Genomic DNA, 18,228 nt, shown 5'->3' with positions numbered 1-18,228 from the left:
TTGTGAACATTTCACGTATCAAGATCATTCCTTTTGTTCGACATCTTCCGGTATATGATGGTGTTTCACACAGCAAGCTTCAATGATGGACAGACCAGAATGACCAGCGACCAGACATCGGAGACGCCGCAGGCCGAGACCGGCGAGCAGCCGTCAGGCAAGCCTTTCGATCAACTGCCGCCTGCCGCACAGCGCGCATTGCTGGAAGCTGAGGCGCGCCGCAAGGCCGAGGAAAAACAAGCCGGACAGCCGCGGGAGATCGGCGGGCGCGGCGGCAAGGATCCCGCCCGCTTCGGCGATTGGGAAATCAAGGGCCGCACCATCGATTTCTGATCCCGCCGGCCTAGTGCCGGATGATTTCGATGCCCAGTTTTTCCCGCCGCAGCCAACGGCTCATCAGCAGAATGGCGGCGGCAGCCAGGCCGGACAACAGGCCGAGCCAGATGCCGGCGCCTTCCAGCTTCAGCCAGAAACCAAAGGCGACCGAGAGCGGCAGGCCGATGCCCCAATAGGCAATGGCCGCATAGATCATCGGTATCGTCGTGTCATGCAGGCCGCGCAGCATGCCGCTGGCAACGGCCTGCCCGCCGTCAAAAATCTGAAAAAGCGCAGCAAAGGCCAGAAACGACACTGCGAGGGATACGACCGGCGCATTAGCCGGATCGCTGACATCGATGAATGCGCGGATGAGCTGATGGGGCGCCAGGAGCATGAGGAGGGCTGTCAGAACCATGAAGCCTGTGCCGGCTGCAAACGCCACCCAGCCCGCCCGCTTGATACCATCCCGGTCCTGTGCACCGTAGGCCCTGCCAATGCGCACGGTTGCCGCCTGGCCGAAGCCCATGGGCACCATGAAGCTGATCGACGCGATCTGGATGGCAATGGCATGGGCGGCAAGGGAATCGGGCCCGATAATGCCCATCAGAAAGGCGGCCGCGTTGAAGATGGTCACTTCAAAGCTGAGGATCGCTGCAATGGGCAGGCCGAGGCGCAGGAGTTCGCGATAGCGGGCCCAGTCAGCGCGCCAGAACCGGCCAAACAGCCGGTAGCGGCGAAACTGCCGGTCGCGCAAAACGACAACGACAAGACCGATGAACATCAGCGCGGAGGACAGCGTCGTGGCAATGCCCGAGCCGACGATGCCGAGTTTGGGGAAACCGAAATGGCCGAAGATCAGGCACCAGTTTGCCAGGGCATTGAACATCACGGCGAGGACGGCGATCACCAGCGCCCAGCCTGGACGCTCCAGTGCTGCCAGGAATGAACGGACGACGATGTAGCAATAGAACGGCAGGGCCGCCCATTGCAGGGCCCTGACATAGGCGCCTGCCTCGGCCGCAAGCGCCGGATCCTGCCCCATGGCCGTCAGGATCGACTGGGTGTTCCACAGGACAAGCCAGATGGGAATGGAGATCGTCACCGCAATCCACAGGCCCTGGCGCACGGTGCGGCGGATTTCCCGTACGGTGTGTTTGTTGCGGCCAAGCTCGCGCGCCATCATCGGCGATGTCGCCAGCATGAGACCAAGGCCAAAGATCATCGGAACATAATAGAGATTGGTACCAAGTGCCCCGGCGGCCAGCGTGTGCGCGCTGACCCAGCCCATCATCATGACGTCGGTTGCCGTCATGGCGGTCTGAGCCAGGTTGGTGAGAATCATCGGCCAGCTCAAGGACAGCATTGCAATGATTTCGTCACGCCATGCACGCTTCGGTGCTGCGTTTGGGGTCGAGAGGGCGGACATCGTGGGTCTTTCCGAGGGAATTGCCTCGTATAGAGGCAGAGTGCACCATTTTCAGGCAGAAATCTTGGTATCATCAATTTTGGAAAGAGCAAAGTGCATCACAGATACAATCTGGCGTTGGTTTCATTTGGAATGTCATCCGATTAATACTTGGAGGAATTGACATTTTGTAATTTAAAAAATACATTTTTAATGCAGATCAAACAGACGGATACCTATCGGAGATGGGAGCGGAAGCTTAGAGACGACAGGGCAAGAGCTGCGATTGCTGCCCGGCTGTTCCGTTTGGCCAATGGTCTGGTCGGTGATGTTTTGTCAGTCGGACAGGGCGTCAGCGAGCTGCGTATTCACTACGGACCCGGCTATCGCGTTTATTTCAAACGGCACAATTCCGAGATTGTCATTCTCTTGTGCGGTGGGAACAAGAGCACGCAACAGCAAGACATACGCAATGCAAAACTGTTGGCTGCAGAATGGAAAGACGACAATGGCGACAAAGCTTTATGAATATGATCCAGCAGAGGCTTTGAAATCGGACGATGCAATCGAAGTGTTCCTGGCCGATGCGTTTGAAACGGGCGACGCAGGTCATATTGCAAAAGCGCTGGGTGTCGTGGCGCGCGCCAAGGGGATGACGAGCATTGCCCGTGCAACCGGCTTGGCGCGTGAACAACTGTACAGGTCTTTGAGCGAGGACGGGAATCCGACGCTTGAAACGACGATTGCCGTCATGAAGGCGATCGGTTTCCAGATTACAGGAAAACGGGCTGCCTGAACGGAAAGGGCCACTCCGAAGAGTGGCCCCGCAATTCCGTCTGGCACAAAGCTGTCGTTTGGCCTTCTTACCCCTGGACCAGCCAGGGTGCTTATTCAACGGAGAGACGATCCCCGATGGAAAGCATCAGACGCCTTGTGGCAGTTTGCGAAATCACGAGACATCGGATCACCTCCTTTTCATTCGTTGAACATAAATTGAGAATGGGGTCTGCCGCGTCAGGTTTCAAGGGAAAATTTTCAATCGCCGTTTTCAGCGGCCCGTGAAAGTGCGTTGCCAGCCGGAAACGAAGCGCATAGGTTCTGCCGGACCTTCGGCCGCAGTGTGCCGGAGCCTATGATTTGGAGTTGTTGCATGGCGGCACAAGAAAGCGCGGCGCGGATCATCCGCACAGTCCTAAACATGCTGGAGCCGCAATTTGCCGTGGAGCTATGGAATGGCGAGCGTATCGGCGACATGGACGGTCCGGTGCTTGCGATCAACGATCCGATGGCCGTGCGCCGTCTGGCGCTGAAACCCAACATCGGATCGATCGTCGAGCTGTGGATTTCGGGTCAGATCGACGTGAAGAACGGCACGCTGTTCGACCTGGTCGAGCGTGGGCCCAAAGGCAAGTTCAAGCAGAAGCTCAAGACCCTGCCCAAATGGCAACTGCTGAAGGACGTGCCGGCTTTGCTGCTCGGCGGCCGCGGGACGGATGCTTCGGGCGTCGATGGACAGAAGCCTTTCGTCAGCGGCTCCGACAAGGCGGCCATTACCCACCACTATGATGTGTCGAATGAATTCTACCAGCTCTTTCTCGACGAGCGCATGGTCTACACCTGTGCCTACTTCACCGACTGGGCCAACAGCCTCGATCAGGCGCAGGAAGCCAAGCTGGACCTGATCTGCCGCAAGTTGCGCTTGAAGCCTGGGGAAAAACTGCTGGATATCGGCTGCGGCTGGGGTGCGATGCTGATCCATGCGGCCAAGCATTACGGCATCACTGGAACCGGCGTGTCGCTTTCGGAAGCCCAGACCGCGCTTGCCCGCGAACGGATCAAGGCAGAGGGTCTGGAAGACAAGATCACGATTCACGTGAAATCCTATGAACACCTCGACGAGGAGTTCGACAAGATTTCATCGATCGGCATGTTCGAACATGTCGGCATCGCCAATTACGATACGTATTTTTCCAGCGTGCACCGTCTGCTGCGACCGGGCGGTCTTTATCTGCATCATGCCATCACCCGTCGTATGAAGCGCAACAAGAAGACGTTCCGCCGCAAGAGTGCCGAGCATCTGGCGCTGGTGAAATATATCTTCCCAGGCGGTGAACTCGACCATCTCGGCATGACTATTGAAAATCTCGAAGGCTATGGTTTCGAGGTTCACGATGTGGAAAACCTGCGCGAGCACTATGGCCGGACCTGCCGTCTCTGGGCCGATCGACTGCATGCCCGCTTTGACGAGGCGATTGCGGAAGTCGGTGCGCCAAAAGCCCGGCTCTGGCTGCTCTATTTGACCGGCTGCGCGCTGGCGTTCGAGCGCGGGACCGTACAGATCAACCAGACGCTGGCATCCAAGCGCAAGCGCGGAATTTCCGCAGTGCCACAGACAAGAGCCGATCTCTATCGCTAGAGACCGGCTCTTGTTCGGTTTTTGCAGCGGCTTGCCGCTCAGCCCTTCTTGTTCTGCCGGTTGGCGATCAGGTCGTCGACAACAGCCGGATCGGCCAGTGTCGACGTATCGCCCAATGAGCCGAAATCGTCCTCGGCGATCTTGCGCAGGATACGGCGCATGATCTTGCCCGAGCGCGTCTTGGGCAGGCCCGGTGCAAACTGGATCTTGTCCGGGGAGGCAATCGGCCCGATTTCCTTGCGCACATGGGCAACGAGTTCCTTGCGCAGCTCGTCGGTGCCTTCGAGACCGGCCATCAGCGTGACATAGCAATAGATGCCCTGTCCCTTCAGATCATGGGGATAACCGACCACTGCCGCTTCCGAAACCGTGTCATGGGAGACCAGAGCCGATTCCACTTCGGCGGTGCCCATGCGGTGACCCGACACGTTGAGCACGTCGTCGACACGGCCGGTGATCCAGTAATAGCCATCCTTGTCGCGGCGGCAGCCATCCCCGGTGAAATACTTGCCCTTGTAGGTGGAGAAGTAGGCCTCGATGAAGCGCTTGTGATCGCCATAGAGCGTGCGCATCTGTCCCGGCCACGAGTCGGTGATGCAGAGATTGCCGTCGGCTGCACCTTCCAGCACATCACCTTCATTGTCGACCAGCTGGGGCTGCACGCCGAAGAACGGGCGCGTGGCGGAACCCGGTTTCAAGTCGGTGGCACCCGGCAGCGGCGTGATGAGAATACCGCCGGTTTCCGTCTGCCACCAGGTATCGACGATGGGCGAGCGCTTGTCGCCGACCACCTGATAGTACCATTCCCAGGCTTCCGGATTGATCGGTTCGCCGACCGAACCAAGGATGCGCAGCGATTTGCGCGAGGTCTTCTTGACCGGCTCATCACCAGCGCTCATCAGCGCACGAATGGCAGTGGGGGCGGTGTAGAAGATGTTGACCTTGTGCTTGTCGATGACTTCCCAGAAGCGCGAATTGGTGGGGTAGTTGGGAACACCTTCGAACATCAGGGTTGTGGCGCCGTTGGCAAGCGGGCCGTAGACGATATAGGAGTGGCCGGTGACCCAGCCCACATCGGCCGTGCACCAGTAGATATCACCGTCGTGATAGTCGAAGACATATTGGTGCGTCATCGAGGCATAGACGAGATAACCGCCTGTCGTGTGCAGCACACCCTTCGGCTTGCCGGTGGAGCCCGATGTGTAAAGGATGAACAGCGGATCCTCGGCCTTCATCTTTTCCGGCTTGCACTCGGGCTTCACGCTGAGGATTTCCTCGTGATACCAGAGGTCGCGGTTGGGCGCCCAGCTGGTCTTGCCGCCCGTGCGGCGGACAACCAGCACGTTCTTCACCATCACATAATTCTTGGCAGCGATGTCGATGGCCTTGTCCGTGTTGTCCTTCAGCGGGACCGGCTTGCCGCCGCGCATGCCTTCATCCGCCGTGATGACGAAGGTGGATTCGCAATCGATGATGCGGCCGGCAAGCGCATCGGGCGAGAAACCGCCGAAAACGACGGAGTGGACAGCGCCGATACGCGCGCAGGCCAGCATGGCGTAGGTGGCTTCGACGATCATCGGCATATAAATCGTCACGCGGTCGCCCTTCTTGACGCCGTGCTTCTTCAGCACATTGGCAAGACGGCACACCTGCTCATACAACTCGTTGTAGGTGACTTTCTTGTCGAGGTAGGGATTGTCGCCCTCCCAGATGATGGCGACCTGGTCGCCGCGCTTCTTCAGGTGCCGGTCGATGCAATTGTAAGAGACATTGGTCTGGCCGTCTTCGAACCATTTGATCGCGACCTTGCCCTCGAAGGAAGTGTTCTTGACCTTGGTATAGGGCTTGAACCAGTCGATGCGCTTGCCGTGCTTGGCCCAGAACTTCTCCGGATCCTTGATGCTCTGCTTGTACCAGGCGAGATATGTTTCATTGTCGATAAGCGCGTTCTTCTTCGCGCTTGGCAGCACGGGATAGACCTTCTCGGACATCAATTTCCTCCAAACCTGAGCTGACGGGCCTCCACCCGGATGCCTCCCGGGGAGAGAGGCGCATGGCGTTCATTATCACCATGCAAATCGATGCGTAAATACAGCAAATGCCCCGGAGGGAACGGCGTTCCGTCGCACACAAACCGCTACGCGTTGTAATATTACGTTACATTTTGTTATGGGGCGTGATCCATTTTGGACACATTTTGCCTTAGACCGTCTCTGCCTTGACTTGGGAGGATAATGCCGGCGCGCCGTGTGGACTGAAGAGCGTGCGCCCAATCAAGGACTGATGGATGACAATGTTACCCTTGCGCGGCGTTGTGTTTCGCGCAAAATCCGCCTCTCTGGCGATTGCCCTGTTCGGGCTCATTTTTGCCAATTCCGCCACCGCCGGCACGCTGCCGGAACCGGCCAATCCCTGGAAACGGCTCGGTGCACACCTCTTTGACGAAGAGCATGCGCATCTGCTCGGCGATTCCCTGTTCGACAAGATCAATCCGCTCGTGCTTGCGGCCATGCCGCGCGGCAAATCCTATATTCAGTACAAGGCCCCGGCCAATTGCGTGCCGGAAAGGCTCAAGCATGTCTTGAACCGTGTTTCCGCAGCCTATGGCCCGATCACCGTCAATTCGACCGTGCGGTCACGCAACGCCAACCGCAGGGCAGGCGGGCGGGAAAAGTCCTACCATCTGAGCTGCCAGGCTGTTGACTTCCGTGTGCATGGAAGCGCGTCCGGCCTGCTGCAGCATCTGTCGGGCAGCAAGGAAGTCGGCGGCTTCAAACGCTATCCCGCCGGTTACTATCACATCGATACGGGACCGCGCCGTAGTTGGTGATTTGCCAGGTCGTCAGGTTCGGCTGCCGAAAATGGCCGAGCCGACGCGCACCGATGTCGCGCCAAAGCCGACGGCGGTCTCGTAGTCGCCCGACATGCCCATGGAGAGCTTTTCCACGCCGGCTTCCTGCGCGATCTTTTCCAGAAGGGCAAAGTGCGGGCCAGGGTTCTCATCCGCCGGAGGGATGCACATCAGGCCTTCGATGGCCAGTCCGTGCACCGTGCGGCAGCGCTCGACAAAGGCGACGGCTTCCTTCGGCTCGATCCCGGCTTTCTGCGGTTCGGAGCCGGTATTGACCTGAACGTAGAGCTTGGGAAACCGGTTCTGCTTCTTCATTTCGCCGGCAAGGGCTGCGGCGATCTTTTCCCGGTCAACCGTTTCAATGACATCAAACAGCGCAACGGCGTCTTCACTCTTGTTTGATTGCAGCGGCCCGATGAGATGAAGGTCTATACCCGCATAGTCCTCGCGCAAACCGGGCCACTTTGATTGCGCTTCCTGAACTCGGTTTTCCCCGAAAACACGCTGTCCGGCGTCCAGAACAGGGCGAATCTCTGCTGCGTCAAAGGTTTTCGATACGGCAACGAGTGTCACCGAGCCTTCCCTACGGTTGGCTTCCGCTTCGGCTTTCGCAATGGCTTTGCGAACGGCAAGAAGGTTTTCAACGGCGGTCGACATGGTCAAGCGTGTCCTTTTTGATGCAGTTTCGGCCAAACCCTCATTGTCAATGGTTGACGCTCTGGTCAATCCATGGTGAAGGTCCGCCCATCACTATCCTTTGCAAGAGAATCCCGTTCATGGCAACCGAACGATACAATCCCCGCGTAGCCGAGAAGCATTGGCAAAAGGTTTGGGACGAAGCCAAGCTCTTCGAAACCGACAATGACGATCCGCGCGACCCCTACTACGTGCTTGAGATGTTCCCCTATCCGTCGGGACGCATCCACATGGGGCATGTGCGCAACTATGCCATGGGTGACGTCGTTGCCCGCTACAAGCGCGCCAAGGGATTCAATGTTCTCCACCCGATGGGATGGGACGCCTTCGGCATGCCGGCAGAAAACGCGGCGATGCAGAACAAGGTTCATCCCAAGGAATGGACCTACCAGAACATTGCGACAATGCGCAGCCAGCTGAAGTCCATGGGTCTTTCGCTGGACTGGTCGCGCGAATTCGCCACCTGCGATGTCGAATATTACCACCGCCAGCAGATGCTGTTCCTCGACTTTGTCGAGAAGGGGCTGGTGACGCGCAAGTCTTCCAAGGTCAACTGGGACCCCGAAGACATGACGGTGCTTGCCAACGAGCAGGTCATCGATGGCCGCGGATGGCGCTCCGGCGCGCTGGTGGAACAGCGCGAACTGACGCAATGGTTTTTCAAGATCACCGATTTCAATGAAGAGTTGCTGAGCGCTCTGGATGGTCTCGATCAGTGGCCGGACAAGGTGCGGCTGATGCAGCGCAACTGGATCGGCAAGTCCGAAGGCATGCTGATCCGCTGGGCGCTGGACACCCAATCGCAGATCGGTGGCGAGACCGAGGTCGAGGTCTATACGACGCGGCCCGATACGCTGTTCGGTGCATCCTTCCTGGCCATTGCGGCGGATCATCCGCTGGCGAAAAAAGCGGCGGAGAACAATCCCGCCCTGGCTGAATTCAACGATGAATGCCGCCGTGCGGGTACATCTCTGGCTGCGCTGGAAACCGCGGAAAAGCGGGGTTTCGATACGGGCCTGCGCGTCAAACATCCTCTTGATGAGAACTGGACACTGCCGGTCTTTGTCGCGAATTTCGTGTTGATGGATTACGGCACGGGCGCGATTTTCGGCTGCCCGTCCGGCGATCAGCGCGATCTGGATTTTGCCAACAAGTATGGCCTGCCTGTCGTGGCTGTTGTCATGCCGGAGGGCGGCGATGCGGCCACATTCCAGATCACCGAAACCGCCTACGTCGATGATGGCGTGATGATCAATTCGCGCTTCCTCGATGGGCTGTCGCCCGCAGTGGCCTTTGATGCGGTTGCCAAGCTTCTGGAAGAACAAACACTCGGCGGCCGTCCGCAGGGCGAGCGCAAGGTGAATTTCCGCCTGCGCGACTGGGGCATCTCGCGCCAGCGCTACTGGGGCTGCCCGATCCCGATGATCCATTGCGACGATTGCGGCGTTGTTCCGGTTCCCAAGGCCGACCTGCCGGTGAAGCTGCCGGATGACGTGGAATTCGATCGTCCGGGTAACCCGCTCGACAGGCACCCGACGTGGCGGCATGTCAATTGCCCGCAATGCGGCAAGGCGGCCCGGCGCGAAACCGACACGATGGATACATTTGTCGATTCGTCCTGGTATTTTGCCCGCTTCACCGCGCCGTGGGAGAACGAACCGACCGATCCGAAAGTGGCCAATCACTGGCTGCCGGTTGATCAGTATATCGGCGGCATCGAGCATGCGATCCTGCATCTGCTCTATTCGCGTTTCTTTACCCGCGCGATGAAAGTTGCCGGGCATCTCGATATCAGCGAGCCGTTCAAGGGACTGTTCACGCAAGGCATGGTCGTGCACGAGACCTACCGGCTTGGCACGGGCGCCAATGGCAGCTGGGTCACGCCGGCCGAAGTGCGGCTGGAGGAAAGCAACGGCAAGCGCCGGGCGGTTCTGATCGCCACCGGCGACGAGGTTGAAATCGGCTCGATCGAGAAAATGTCGAAGTCGAAGAAGAACGTTGTCGATCCGGACGACATCATCGCTTCCTATGGCGCCGATACCGCGCGCTGGTTCATGCTGTCGGATTCGCCGCCTGAGCGCGACGTGATCTGGACCGAAGCGGGAGCCGAGGGTGCGCATCGCTTTGTCCAGCGTGTCTGGCGCCTGATCTCAGAGGCAGCGCCGGTCCTGCAGGGAGCGACGGCCGCACCTGCCTTCGACGGCGATGCGGCGGCGATTTCCAAGGCGGCCCACCGGACGGTCAAGGCCGTCGGCGAAGACATCGAAAAACTGGCTTTCAACAAGGCCGTTGCGCGTCTCTATGAACTCGTCAATGTGCTGGCTGCTCCCTTGCAGAAGATCGCAGCAGGCGAAGCCGATGCGACAATCATCGCTGCCTGCCGCGAAGCGACGGATATGCTGATTGCCATGATCGCGCCGATGATGCCGCATCTGGCCGAGGAGTGCTGGAAAGCCCTCAACGGCAGCGGTTTCGTTGCTGACAAAGCCTGGCCGCACCACAACGAAGCACTGATCGTCGAGAACACCGTCACGATGCCGGTACAGATAAACGGCAAGAAGCGGGGTGATTTGACAATTGCCCGCGATGCGGATCAATTGACGGTCGAAAAGGCCGCTCTCGAACTTGATTTTGTCAAGGTGGTGTTGAACGGTATTCCGCCGAAGAAAGTCATTATCGTACCGCAGAGGATCATCAATGTCGTTGCCTGATCGTTTCCAGCCGGTGTCCGGCTCCAAGCGCTTGCTGTCCGTATGCGTTCTCGGCTTGGCTCTGATCGCCGGTGGTTGCCAGGTTCGTCCGCTCTATTCCAATCCGGGTCCGGTGGCCGGGGCAGGCGCTGGCGTGAGCGGCAGCGTGCAGTCGAAACTTGCCACCGTCGCCATTGCGGAAGTGGGCAGCCGTGAAGCACAGCAGGTGCGCAACAATCTGATCTTCATGTTCAATCATGGAACCGGCCAGCCTGCGAATGCCGCCTATACGCTGCAACTCGGTGTCAGCTACCAGGATCTGTCGCTTGCACTCATCCAGAATGCAACAAACGACAAATCCGGTCAGCCGACCGCCGGTTCGATGCGCATGACTGGCAGCTATACGCTGACGCGCATTGCGGACGGCAAAGTCGTCGGCAAGGGCACCCGTCTTGTGACGGCCGACTACGATGCACCAAGACAGCGCTACGCCGTTCTCCGGGCGCAGCGCGATGCGGTCAACCGGGCGGCACGGGAAGTTGCGGAGGCCTTGAACCTCAGCGTTGCGCAGGACATGTCCAAGCTCTGAGGGCATAACGGGGCGGCCCCCATGCGTCTGATTTCCCTCTCGGCGACCGGTTACCGGTCGCTGCAATCGATCCGGTTGGATATCCGCCAGCTTGCCGTGTTCGTCGGCGAGAACGGTGTCGGCAAATCCAACCTTTACCGCGCCATGCAGATGATCAAGGCGGCGGCCGAGGGCACGCTTTCCTATGAGATAGCCCGCGAGGGCGGTATGCAATCGGCATTGTGGACCGGCAAACGCAAACCCGGGCCGGTGCGCATGGTCTTCAGCGCTTCCTTCGACGATGACGAGGAAGTGATTCGGACCGGGCATGCGGTGCGCACGGGATTTGCGCCGAGTTACAGCATTGAGATCGGATTGCGGCCTCCGGTGACGGCAGGCTTTGCCTTCGAACCGCAGATCAAGGAAGAAAGTCTGACAATCGATTCCGGCCGCCGCCCGGTCGAAATGATGGACCGCAAGGGCCCCGCGGTGTTTGCCCGCGACGACAGTGGCCGAAGAATAGAGCATCCGGTGCGCCTGCTTGATTCGGAAACCGCATTGGCGGCGCTCGGCAATGCAGGACGATATCCCGAAATCGGTGATTTGCGCGCCACCATTCTGGGATGGCGGTTCTATCACGGCTTCCGGACGGACCGCGATTCGCCGGTTAGGCAGCCTGCTCTCGCAATCACCGCGCCGATGCTGGATGAGGACGGCCGGAATCTGGCTGCCGTTTTCGCCACATTGGTGCACATCCGCGGCGATACCGTTGATCTCGACCATTGCATTGCATCGGCTCTCGGCGGTGCGGTGCTTGATGTGCCTGTTCCCCGCGAAACCGCGACGTTCGGTTTGCAGATGCCGGAATTCCCGCAGCGGATTTTCCGGCCCGAAGAGCTTTCGGACGGGCAGATTCGGTTTCTCGCCCTGGCCGGTGCGCTTCTGTCCTATCGCCTGCCGCGGCTTATCGCGCTGAACGAACCGGAGACCAGCCTGCACCCGTCCATGCTTCCCGCCCTGGCTGAAATGATCGCCAATGCAGCGGAACGGACGCAGGTCTGGATCGTCACCCATTCACGTATCCTCGCCGACGAGATTGAAGCGCGAACCGGGGCGCGGGCCCTGACGGTGGTGCGCGACCATGGTGCTACGACCATCAAGGGCGTGCGCGTGTCGGACAGCTATGCCGACGATGACGATTGAGCATCGTTCACCCCCGGATTCTCCGCGAATGCGCTGCCGGGAAAATAATTTTCTCCGTGGGATGGAAACTTGGCAGATCGTAACTCTACAATTCAGGTAGAGATGACCAGAGTTGGAACAGGATTGTTTCAACAGGTCAGGATCACCGATGTTCACCCGCCGTCATTTCCTTGCTGCGACCACTGTTCTTTTCAGTCTCGGAGCGTTTGCTTCCGCTCAGGCGGAGGATCTGAAGATCACCATCGGTTATCAAACCGTGGTCGAACCTTCCAAGGTGCCGCAGGCGGATGGTGCCTATGAAAAAGCTGCATCCGCCAAAATCGACTGGCGGAAGTTTGATTCCGGTGCGGATGTCATAGCCGCTGTTGCTTCCGGCTCAGTTGACATCGGTTATGTCGGATCCAGTCCGCTGGCGGCTGCCGCCAGCCGCGAGTTGCCGATCCAGACCATTCTCGTTGTTGGTCTCATCGGCGAATCGGAAGCACTGGTCGCCCGCAATGGCTCCAATGTCAGCAAGATTGCCGATCTGGCCGGCAAGAAAGTGGCTGTGCCCTTCGTTTCAACGACGCATTACAGTCTGCTTGCCGCATTGAAGCATGAAGGCGTCGATTCAAAGTCGGTCAATGTCCTCAACCTGCGTCCGCCGGAAATCGCCGCGGCATGGGAGCGCGGTGATATCGATGCGGCCTATGTGTGGGATCCGGCGCTTGGCCAGATCAGGACCAGCGGCAAAATCATCGTGGATTCATCCAAAGTTGCCGAATGGGGTGCGCCGACATTCGATGCCTGGATCGTCCGTACAGAATTTGCCGAAAAACACCCGGATGCCGTGCGTGATTTCGTCAAGGTGACTGGGGCGGCCTATGCCGACTATCTGGCGAAGCCGGAAGCATGGTCAGTGACATCGCCGCAGGCCGAGAAGATCAGCCGTCTGACGGGGGCAAAAGCTGACGACGTGCCGCTTCTGTTGAAGGGCTATGTTTTCCCGACCCTGACGGAACAGGCATCCTCCAGGTTCCTTGGCGGCGATACGGTCAAGGCCATTGCCGCTACATCTGAATTCCTGAAAGAGCAGGGGAAGATTGATGCTGTCCTTCCTGACTACTCGAAATATGCAACGGCAAAATTCGTGGAGGCGGCACTCGCATCGAACTGAGTTCAAAACCTTGTAACGCGGGGGTGTTCATGTGCTCTTTCCGGTCTTCGGGGTTCCCTCTCCCCCGAAGACCGGAAAGGCCGTGAACGCCGCCGTTCAATCGGTAGACCCCATGGCACATCTCTTTCTCGATTATGTCTCCGTGCACTATGACGGTCAGGCGCAGCCTGCTGTCACGCAGGCAAGCATTTCCGTCCAATCAGGCGATTTCGTCGTCCTGGTTGGCCGGTCCGGCTGCGGCAAGACCACCTTGCTCAATGTTGCGGCCGGACTGGTGCCGCCGACCAGAGGAATGGTGACCGTGGATGGGAAGACCATCACGGCGCCCGGTGCCGATCGCGCCGTTGTCTTCCAGAATGACGCGCTGTTTCCCTGGTTGAGCGTGCGGGACAATGTCAGCTTCGCCCTGAAACTGCGTGGCGTACCCGCACAGGAGAGGGATGCTGCTGCAACGCGTCTGCTCGAACGAGTCAAGCTCGATGGTATCGGCGGCAAGGCGATCTGGGAACTGTCGGGTGGTATGCGCCAGCGGGTCGGCCTTGCCCGCGCGCTGGCGGCAGAACCGGATTTTCTGCTGATGGACGAGCCGCTGGGTGCGCTTGATGCGTTGACGCGAGAACGCATGCAGACCCTGCTTCTCGATATCTGGGCGGCCAACACTGTCGGCGTTCTGATGGTGACCCACGGCATTGACGAGGCGCTGCTGCTGGCGACGCGGATCGTGGTGCTTGCCCCTGGTCCCGGCCGGGTTGTCAGGGAGATTGAGGCTGGTTTCGGCCGCCGCTATGTTGGCGGTGAACCTGTCCGGTCGATCAAGGCAGACCCGGCATTCAATCAAGCGCGTGCCGAGCTCGAAGATTCCATTTTCGAAGGAGAGGCGGCATGACGCTCTCCGTTGAAATCGGCCGGGATATTCCTGTTGAAAGCGCCACGGAGCGACCTGACGGCAAAAGGGCAAAGCTTTCGGCGAAAACGACGGCCCGCATTGCCAGCGCGGTAACCATTGCCGGCCTGGTGCTTGTCTGGATTGTCGCGGCGCATTTCAAACTGGTTTCTCCGGTTTTTCTGCCTGCGCCCTCGGCGGTGCTGTGGAAGTTCTATTCCGTCGCAACCAATGGCTTTGTCGACGCCACGCTGTGGCAGCACCTGCTTGCAAGCCTGCTGCGGGTGTTCGCGGCCCTGCTGCTTGCGCTGATAGTCGCTGTTCCCGCCGGCATCGCCATCGGTGTCAGCGCCATCGGGCGCGGTATTTTCGATCCCATCATCGAATTCATCAGACCCATTCCGCCACTGGCCTATCTGCCGCTGGTCATCATCTGGTTCGGTATAGGCGAGCCGTCAAAAATCCTGGTGATTGCCATTGCCATGCTGGCACCGATTGCCATTTCCACCGCCGCCGGTGTCAAAGGCGCATCGCTTGACCGGGTCAATGCGGCGCGCGCCCTCGGTGCCACCCGGGCGCAGGTCGTCCGCCACGTGATCTTGCCCAGTGCACTGCCCTCCATCCTGACCGGATTGCGCATTGCGCTTGGGGCGGGATGGTCGACGCTGGTTGCAGCGGAACTGGTGGCTGCCACGCGGGGGCTCGGCTTCATGATCCAGTCGGCAGCGCAGTTCCTGGTGACGGATGTTGTCATCATGGGCATTTTCGTTATTGCCATCGTCGCTTTCATTCTGGAAATCGGGATCAGGCGGCTGGAACGTTTGGTGGTGCCCTGGGCCGGTCGGGAATAGATAACTCCCGTCGGCGGAAAGGTGTTGCGGGAAACCGCTTGGCCTTTGCTTCGGCTTGCGCGAGGCCGAGAAAACCAATCCGCATGCGGCTCATTATACGAAATATATTTTCTCTATAGAAATAGTCGAGTTAATTAGCATTGGGGCCATTCCTGATCACGGGAGGGCCCTTGGTATAATCCTGACGACGCTCTCCCAAACCAAAGAATTGCGAGAGCCCATGCCCAACCTGACGCGCAGACTATTCGGTGCCCTTGTCCTTGCAGCAACGGCCATCGCGGCAACAGCATCCCATGCCGCCGAACCGCTGCAGGAGTACAAGATCGGCTTCCAGAAGACGAGCCTGCCGGTCATTGCCCAGCAACAGAAGGTGATTGAAAAAGTTCTGGAGCCCAAAGGTATCAAGGTCAAATGGGTCGAGTTTACCGCTGGCCCGCCCTTGGTCGAGGCGCTGAATGTCGGCAGTGTCAATGTCGGATGGGTCGGCGATGCCCCGCCGATCTTCGGGCAGTCCGCGGGCTCGGCCATTGTCTATGTCGCTGCCCTGCCATCCAATGGCAAAGGCGAAGCGATCTTCGTCAAGCCGGCTTCCCCGATCCAGTCCCTGGCCGATCTGAAAGGCAAGAAGGTCGGCGTCGGCAAGGGAACCAGCGCGCATAATCTGCTGGTGGCTGCGCTTGAGAAAGCACACGTCGGCTATGACGAGATTACCCCGGTTTATTTGAGCCCTGCGGATGCAGCAGCGGCCTTTGCCAGCGACAAGATCGATGCCTGGGCAGTCTGGGATCCGTTCTTTGCCATTGCCGAGACCCGCTATCAGCCGCGCATCCTCGCACGCTCCAGCGACGTGCTCGACGTTAACACCTATTTTCTGGCCAACCGCGACTTTGCCGCCGCACATCCCGATGTCGTGATCACGACCGTTGCCGCCCTGAAGGAAGCTGCTGCATGGGCCGAGGCGAACAAGGACAAGGTGGCAGCGGCACTGCATGACGTCACCGGCGTTCCGCTCGAAGCCCAAACCATCGCCGCCAACCGGTCGGTGTTCGGCATCTTTCCGATCACGCCTGAGATCATCGCGCATCAGCAGGAAACAGCCGACCGCTTCTTCAAGCTGAAGCTGATCCCCAAAGCCATCAAGATTTCCGATGCCGTCTGGGCGGCCCCCGGTAACTGAACGGAACAACAGGGGATGCGGAAATCGCCCCGTACCATGGAAAGAACTGGAACCACGCCATGACGCAGCCAGCAAACACCACACCAGCCCCGCTTGATTTCTTCTGGTTCATTCCCACCCATGGGGACGGAACCTATCTCGGTTCGGAAACGCAGCAGCGGCCACCCGAATTTGCCTATTTCAAGGAGATCGCCCAGGCCGTGGACCGGCTGGGTTTCCCCGGCGTGCTGCTACCGACGGGGCAAAGCTGCGAGGATTCATGGATTACCGCGACGGGTCTTGCCGCCCATACGGAGCGGTTGAAATTCCTGGTCGCGTTGCGTCCGGGCATTGTCTCGCCGGTTTTTGCCGCCCGGCAGACCGCTGCGCTCGACCGGCTCAGCAATGGGCGTCTGCTGCTCAACGTGGTCGTCGGCGGCAATCCGACGGAGCTGGCCGGTGATGGTGTCTTCCTGCCGCATGACCAGCGTTACGAACAGGCGGCAGAATTTCTGAAAATCTGGCAGGGCCTGGTGACCGGCGAGACCGTCGATTTTGAAGGCAGGCATTACCGTGTTCAGGGCGGGCGGCTCGATCTGCTGCCGGTGCAGACGCCGCCTCCCCTTTACTTCGGTGGCTCGTCCGATGCCGGTCAGGATCTCGCTGCCGAGCAGGTTGACATGTACCTGACCTGGGGTGAGCCCGTGGCGCAGGTCGCCGAGAAGATCGAGCGGGCGCGCAGGAAGGCCTCGCTCAAGGGCCGCAAGCTGCGGTTCGGCATAAGGCTGCATTTCATCGTGCGCGAAACCGAAGACGAGGCCTGGGCCGCGGCCGACAGGCTGATCAGCCGCGTCACCGATGCCCAGATCGAGATCGCGCAACAGCGCTTTCTCAAGGAAATGGATTCCGTCGGCCAGCGCCGCATGGCGGAGCTGCATGGCGGACGCCGTGACAGGCTGCTTGTCGGCCCCAATCTGTGGGCGGGCGTGGGATTGGTTCGCGGCGGGGCGGGCACCGCCCTTGTCGGCAGTCCCGAAAGCATTGCCGCACGCATCCGCGAATATCAGGACGTGGGTATCGATACGGTGATCGGCTCCGGTTATCCGCATCTTGAAGAAGCCTACCGCGTTGCCGAATTGCTGTTTCCGCAGATGGGACTGGGCGGAAGGAAGAATACGCTCCGCCAAGAGATCGCCAACGAGTTTGCCGTTGGTTTCCACGGTGCCAAACGGCTGCAGGCGGCCTCATGAGCAGGGCGCTTCAGTCCATTGGCCGCAGCGCCGTAGGCTGGCTTCTTCCGGCCCTTCTGCTTGTCGGGTGGGAAATTGCATCGCGTGCCGGCGTCATCTCGGCCAATGTCCTGCCGGCGCCTTCGGCCGTGGGTGCCGCCTTCTGGAAGCTGCTTCTGTCAGGTGAACTGCTGGAAAATATCCGCATATCGACGCTGCGCGCCTTGAGCGGCTTCGTTGTGGGCGGCGCCATCGGTTTCGGTCTTGGTCTTGCCAATGGCCTCTCCGCGCTCAGCCGCGGGCTCACCGATACCACCATCCAGATGATCCGCAATATTCCGCATCTGGCCCTCATCCCGCTGGTGATTTTGTGGTTCGGCATCGACGAGGAAGCAAAACTGTTTCTGGTCGCGCTTGGCGTTTTCTTTCCGATCTATATCAACACGCTCCTTGGCATTCAGGGCGTCGACCCGCAACTGGTTGAAATGGGCCGCATTTACGGCATGTCCCGTTCGCAGCTGTTCATGCGGGTTATCCTGCCGGGCGCCCTGCCGTCGATTTTCGTCGGGCTGCGCTATGCGCTGGGAATCATGTGGCTGACACTGATCGTGGCCGAGACGATCTCCGCATCCTCCGGCCTCGGCTATATGGCCATGCAGGCGCGGGAATTTCTGCTGATCGATGTGGTTGTCCTGTCGATCCTGATCTATGCGCTCCTCGGAAAACTCGCCGATGCCCTGGCGCGTTCCCTCGAGCGGCTTTCCCTGCAATGGCACCCGGCATTTCAAAACGTGTGAGGAACGACG

The 18,228-nt window shown here is 59.4% G+C and carries 17 protein-coding genes; 14 read left to right on the top strand and 3 right to left on the bottom strand.

Annotated elements, in window-relative coordinates; translation table 11 throughout:
• The first annotated feature begins 99 nt into the window (after positions 1-99).
• A complete protein-coding gene (locus ACZ5FP_RS01720) occupies positions 100-333 on the top strand; it encodes a DUF1674 domain-containing protein (protein ID WP_464661771.1) in 234 nt (77 codons plus the stop codon).
• Positions 334-343: 10 nt separating this feature from the next.
• Here the strand turns inward: ACZ5FP_RS01720 and ACZ5FP_RS01715 are convergent, their stop codons facing one another.
• Positions 344-1,744, bottom strand: a complete 1,401-nt coding sequence (locus tag ACZ5FP_RS01715) for an MATE family efflux transporter (RefSeq protein ID WP_464661769.1) — start codon at positions 1,742-1,744, stop codon at positions 344-346.
• A gap of 150 nt (positions 1,745-1,894) precedes the next feature.
• On the opposite strand from ACZ5FP_RS01715, the gene ACZ5FP_RS01710 reads away from it, so the two are divergent.
• The 3 genes from ACZ5FP_RS01710 (at position 1,895) to ACZ5FP_RS01700 (ending at position 4,139) form a co-directional block, all read left to right on the top strand.
• Positions 1,895-2,251, top strand: a complete 357-nt coding sequence (locus ACZ5FP_RS01710; RefSeq protein ID WP_464661767.1) for a type II toxin-antitoxin system RelE/ParE family toxin — start codon at positions 1,895-1,897, stop codon at positions 2,249-2,251.
• The gene (locus tag ACZ5FP_RS01705; protein WP_464661765.1) at positions 2,232-2,519 is read left to right on the top strand and encodes an addiction module antidote protein; all 288 of its coding nucleotides are present in this window, start codon (positions 2,232-2,234) and stop codon (positions 2,517-2,519) included. The genes ACZ5FP_RS01710 and ACZ5FP_RS01705 overlap by 20 nt, the downstream gene beginning before the upstream one ends.
• Before the next feature lie 354 nt (positions 2,520-2,873).
• Positions 2,874-4,139, top strand: a complete 1,266-nt coding sequence (locus ACZ5FP_RS01700) for a class I SAM-dependent methyltransferase (protein ID WP_464661763.1) — start codon at positions 2,874-2,876, stop codon at positions 4,137-4,139.
• A 38-nt stretch (positions 4,140-4,177) separates the two neighbouring features.
• Here the strand turns inward: ACZ5FP_RS01700 and acs are convergent, their stop codons facing one another.
• Positions 4,178-6,130 carry an acetate--CoA ligase gene (gene acs, locus ACZ5FP_RS01695; protein ID WP_464661761.1) on the bottom strand — a complete coding sequence of 651 codons (1,953 nt, stop codon included), beginning with the start codon at positions 6,128-6,130 and terminating at the stop codon, positions 4,178-4,180.
• A 296-nt stretch (positions 6,131-6,426) separates the two neighbouring features.
• On the opposite strand from acs, the gene ACZ5FP_RS01690 reads away from it, so the two are divergent.
• A complete protein-coding gene (locus tag ACZ5FP_RS01690) occupies positions 6,427-6,969 on the top strand; it encodes a YcbK family protein (protein ID WP_464661759.1) in 543 nt (180 codons plus the stop codon).
• Positions 6,970-6,981: 12 nt separating this feature from the next.
• Here the strand turns inward: ACZ5FP_RS01690 and ACZ5FP_RS01685 are convergent, their stop codons facing one another.
• Positions 6,982-7,647: a YggS family pyridoxal phosphate-dependent enzyme gene (locus ACZ5FP_RS01685; protein ID WP_464661757.1), complete on the bottom strand. Its 666-nt coding sequence runs from the start codon at positions 7,645-7,647 to the stop codon at positions 6,982-6,984.
• A gap of 119 nt (positions 7,648-7,766) precedes the next feature.
• Here ACZ5FP_RS01685 and leuS point away from each other — a divergent pair, with 119 nt between their 5' ends.
• From leuS to ACZ5FP_RS01640, 9 genes are all read left to right on the top strand, one after another.
• Positions 7,767-10,397, top strand: a complete 2,631-nt coding sequence (gene leuS, locus ACZ5FP_RS01680; protein ID WP_464661755.1) for a leucine--tRNA ligase — start codon at positions 7,767-7,769, stop codon at positions 10,395-10,397.
• A complete protein-coding gene (locus ACZ5FP_RS01675; protein WP_464661753.1) occupies positions 10,384-10,965 on the top strand; it encodes an LPS assembly lipoprotein LptE in 582 nt (193 codons plus the stop codon). Before leuS ends, ACZ5FP_RS01675 begins: the two co-directional genes overlap by 14 nt.
• 21 nt (positions 10,966-10,986) lie before the next feature.
• Positions 10,987-12,147 carry an AAA family ATPase gene (locus tag ACZ5FP_RS01670; RefSeq protein WP_464661751.1) on the top strand — a complete coding sequence of 387 codons (1,161 nt, stop codon included), beginning with the start codon at positions 10,987-10,989 and terminating at the stop codon, positions 12,145-12,147.
• 148 nt (positions 12,148-12,295) lie between these two features.
• Positions 12,296-13,303, top strand: coding sequence for a taurine ABC transporter substrate-binding protein (gene tauA / locus ACZ5FP_RS01665; protein WP_464661749.1), 1,008 nt, complete (start codon positions 12,296-12,298; stop codon positions 13,301-13,303).
• A gap of 112 nt (positions 13,304-13,415) precedes the next feature.
• On the top strand, positions 13,416-14,189 hold the full coding sequence (locus ACZ5FP_RS01660; RefSeq protein ID WP_464661748.1) for a taurine ABC transporter ATP-binding protein: 774 nt from the start codon (positions 13,416-13,418) through the stop codon (positions 14,187-14,189).
• Complete coding sequence (locus tag ACZ5FP_RS01655) at positions 14,186-15,037, top strand: ABC transporter permease subunit (RefSeq protein ID WP_464661747.1); 852 nt, start codon at positions 14,186-14,188, stop codon at positions 15,035-15,037. The genes ACZ5FP_RS01660 and ACZ5FP_RS01655 overlap by 4 nt, the downstream gene beginning before the upstream one ends.
• Positions 15,038-15,257: 220 nt before the next feature.
• On the top strand, positions 15,258-16,214 hold the full coding sequence (locus ACZ5FP_RS01650; RefSeq protein WP_464661746.1) for an aliphatic sulfonate ABC transporter substrate-binding protein: 957 nt from the start codon (positions 15,258-15,260) through the stop codon (positions 16,212-16,214).
• Positions 16,215-16,273: 59 nt separating this feature from the next.
• The gene (ssuD, locus tag ACZ5FP_RS01645) at positions 16,274-17,443 is read left to right on the top strand and encodes an FMNH2-dependent alkanesulfonate monooxygenase (protein ID WP_464661744.1); all 1,170 of its coding nucleotides are present in this window, start codon (positions 16,274-16,276) and stop codon (positions 17,441-17,443) included.
• Positions 17,440-18,219, top strand: coding sequence for an ABC transporter permease subunit (locus ACZ5FP_RS01640; protein ID WP_464661742.1), 780 nt, complete (start codon positions 17,440-17,442; stop codon positions 18,217-18,219). Before ssuD ends, ACZ5FP_RS01640 begins: the two co-directional genes overlap by 4 nt.
• Positions 18,220-18,228: the final 9 nt, after the last annotated feature.

It is taken from the genome of Phyllobacterium sp. T2-21 (genome assembly GCF_055378485.1).
The sequence above is the reverse complement of the archived record's forward strand: the minus strand, read 5'-3'. Positions and strand labels throughout refer to the sequence as shown.

Coding starts and splice junctions, on each gene's coding strand:
- ACZ5FP_RS01720 (WP_464661771.1), top strand. CDS start 100: ATGACCAGCGACCAGACATCGGAGACGCCGCAGGCCGAGACCGGCGAG.
- ACZ5FP_RS01715 (WP_464661769.1), bottom strand. CDS start 1,744: ATGTCCGCCCTCTCGACCCCAAACGCAGCACCGAAGCGTGCATGGCGT.
- ACZ5FP_RS01705 (WP_464661765.1), top strand. CDS start 2,232: ATGGCGACAAAGCTTTATGAATATGATCCAGCAGAGGCTTTGAAATCG.
- ACZ5FP_RS01700 (WP_464661763.1), top strand. CDS start 2,874: ATGGCGGCACAAGAAAGCGCGGCGCGGATCATCCGCACAGTCCTAAAC.
- acs (WP_464661761.1), bottom strand. CDS start 6,130: ATGTCCGAGAAGGTCTATCCCGTGCTGCCAAGCGCGAAGAAGAACGCG.
- ACZ5FP_RS01690 (WP_464661759.1), top strand. CDS start 6,427: ATGACAATGTTACCCTTGCGCGGCGTTGTGTTTCGCGCAAAATCCGCC.
- ACZ5FP_RS01685 (WP_464661757.1), bottom strand. CDS start 7,647: ATGTCGACCGCCGTTGAAAACCTTCTTGCCGTTCGCAAAGCCATTGCG.
- leuS (WP_464661755.1), top strand. CDS start 7,767: ATGGCAACCGAACGATACAATCCCCGCGTAGCCGAGAAGCATTGGCAA.
- ACZ5FP_RS01675 (WP_464661753.1), top strand. CDS start 10,384: ATGTCGTTGCCTGATCGTTTCCAGCCGGTGTCCGGCTCCAAGCGCTTG.
- ACZ5FP_RS01670 (WP_464661751.1), top strand. CDS start 10,987: ATGCGTCTGATTTCCCTCTCGGCGACCGGTTACCGGTCGCTGCAATCG.
- tauA (WP_464661749.1), top strand. CDS start 12,296: ATGTTCACCCGCCGTCATTTCCTTGCTGCGACCACTGTTCTTTTCAGT.
- ACZ5FP_RS01660 (WP_464661748.1), top strand. CDS start 13,416: ATGGCACATCTCTTTCTCGATTATGTCTCCGTGCACTATGACGGTCAG.
- ACZ5FP_RS01655 (WP_464661747.1), top strand. CDS start 14,186: ATGACGCTCTCCGTTGAAATCGGCCGGGATATTCCTGTTGAAAGCGCC.
- ACZ5FP_RS01650 (WP_464661746.1), top strand. CDS start 15,258: ATGCCCAACCTGACGCGCAGACTATTCGGTGCCCTTGTCCTTGCAGCA.
- ssuD (WP_464661744.1), top strand. CDS start 16,274: ATGACGCAGCCAGCAAACACCACACCAGCCCCGCTTGATTTCTTCTGG.
- ACZ5FP_RS01640 (WP_464661742.1), top strand. CDS start 17,440: ATGAGCAGGGCGCTTCAGTCCATTGGCCGCAGCGCCGTAGGCTGGCTT.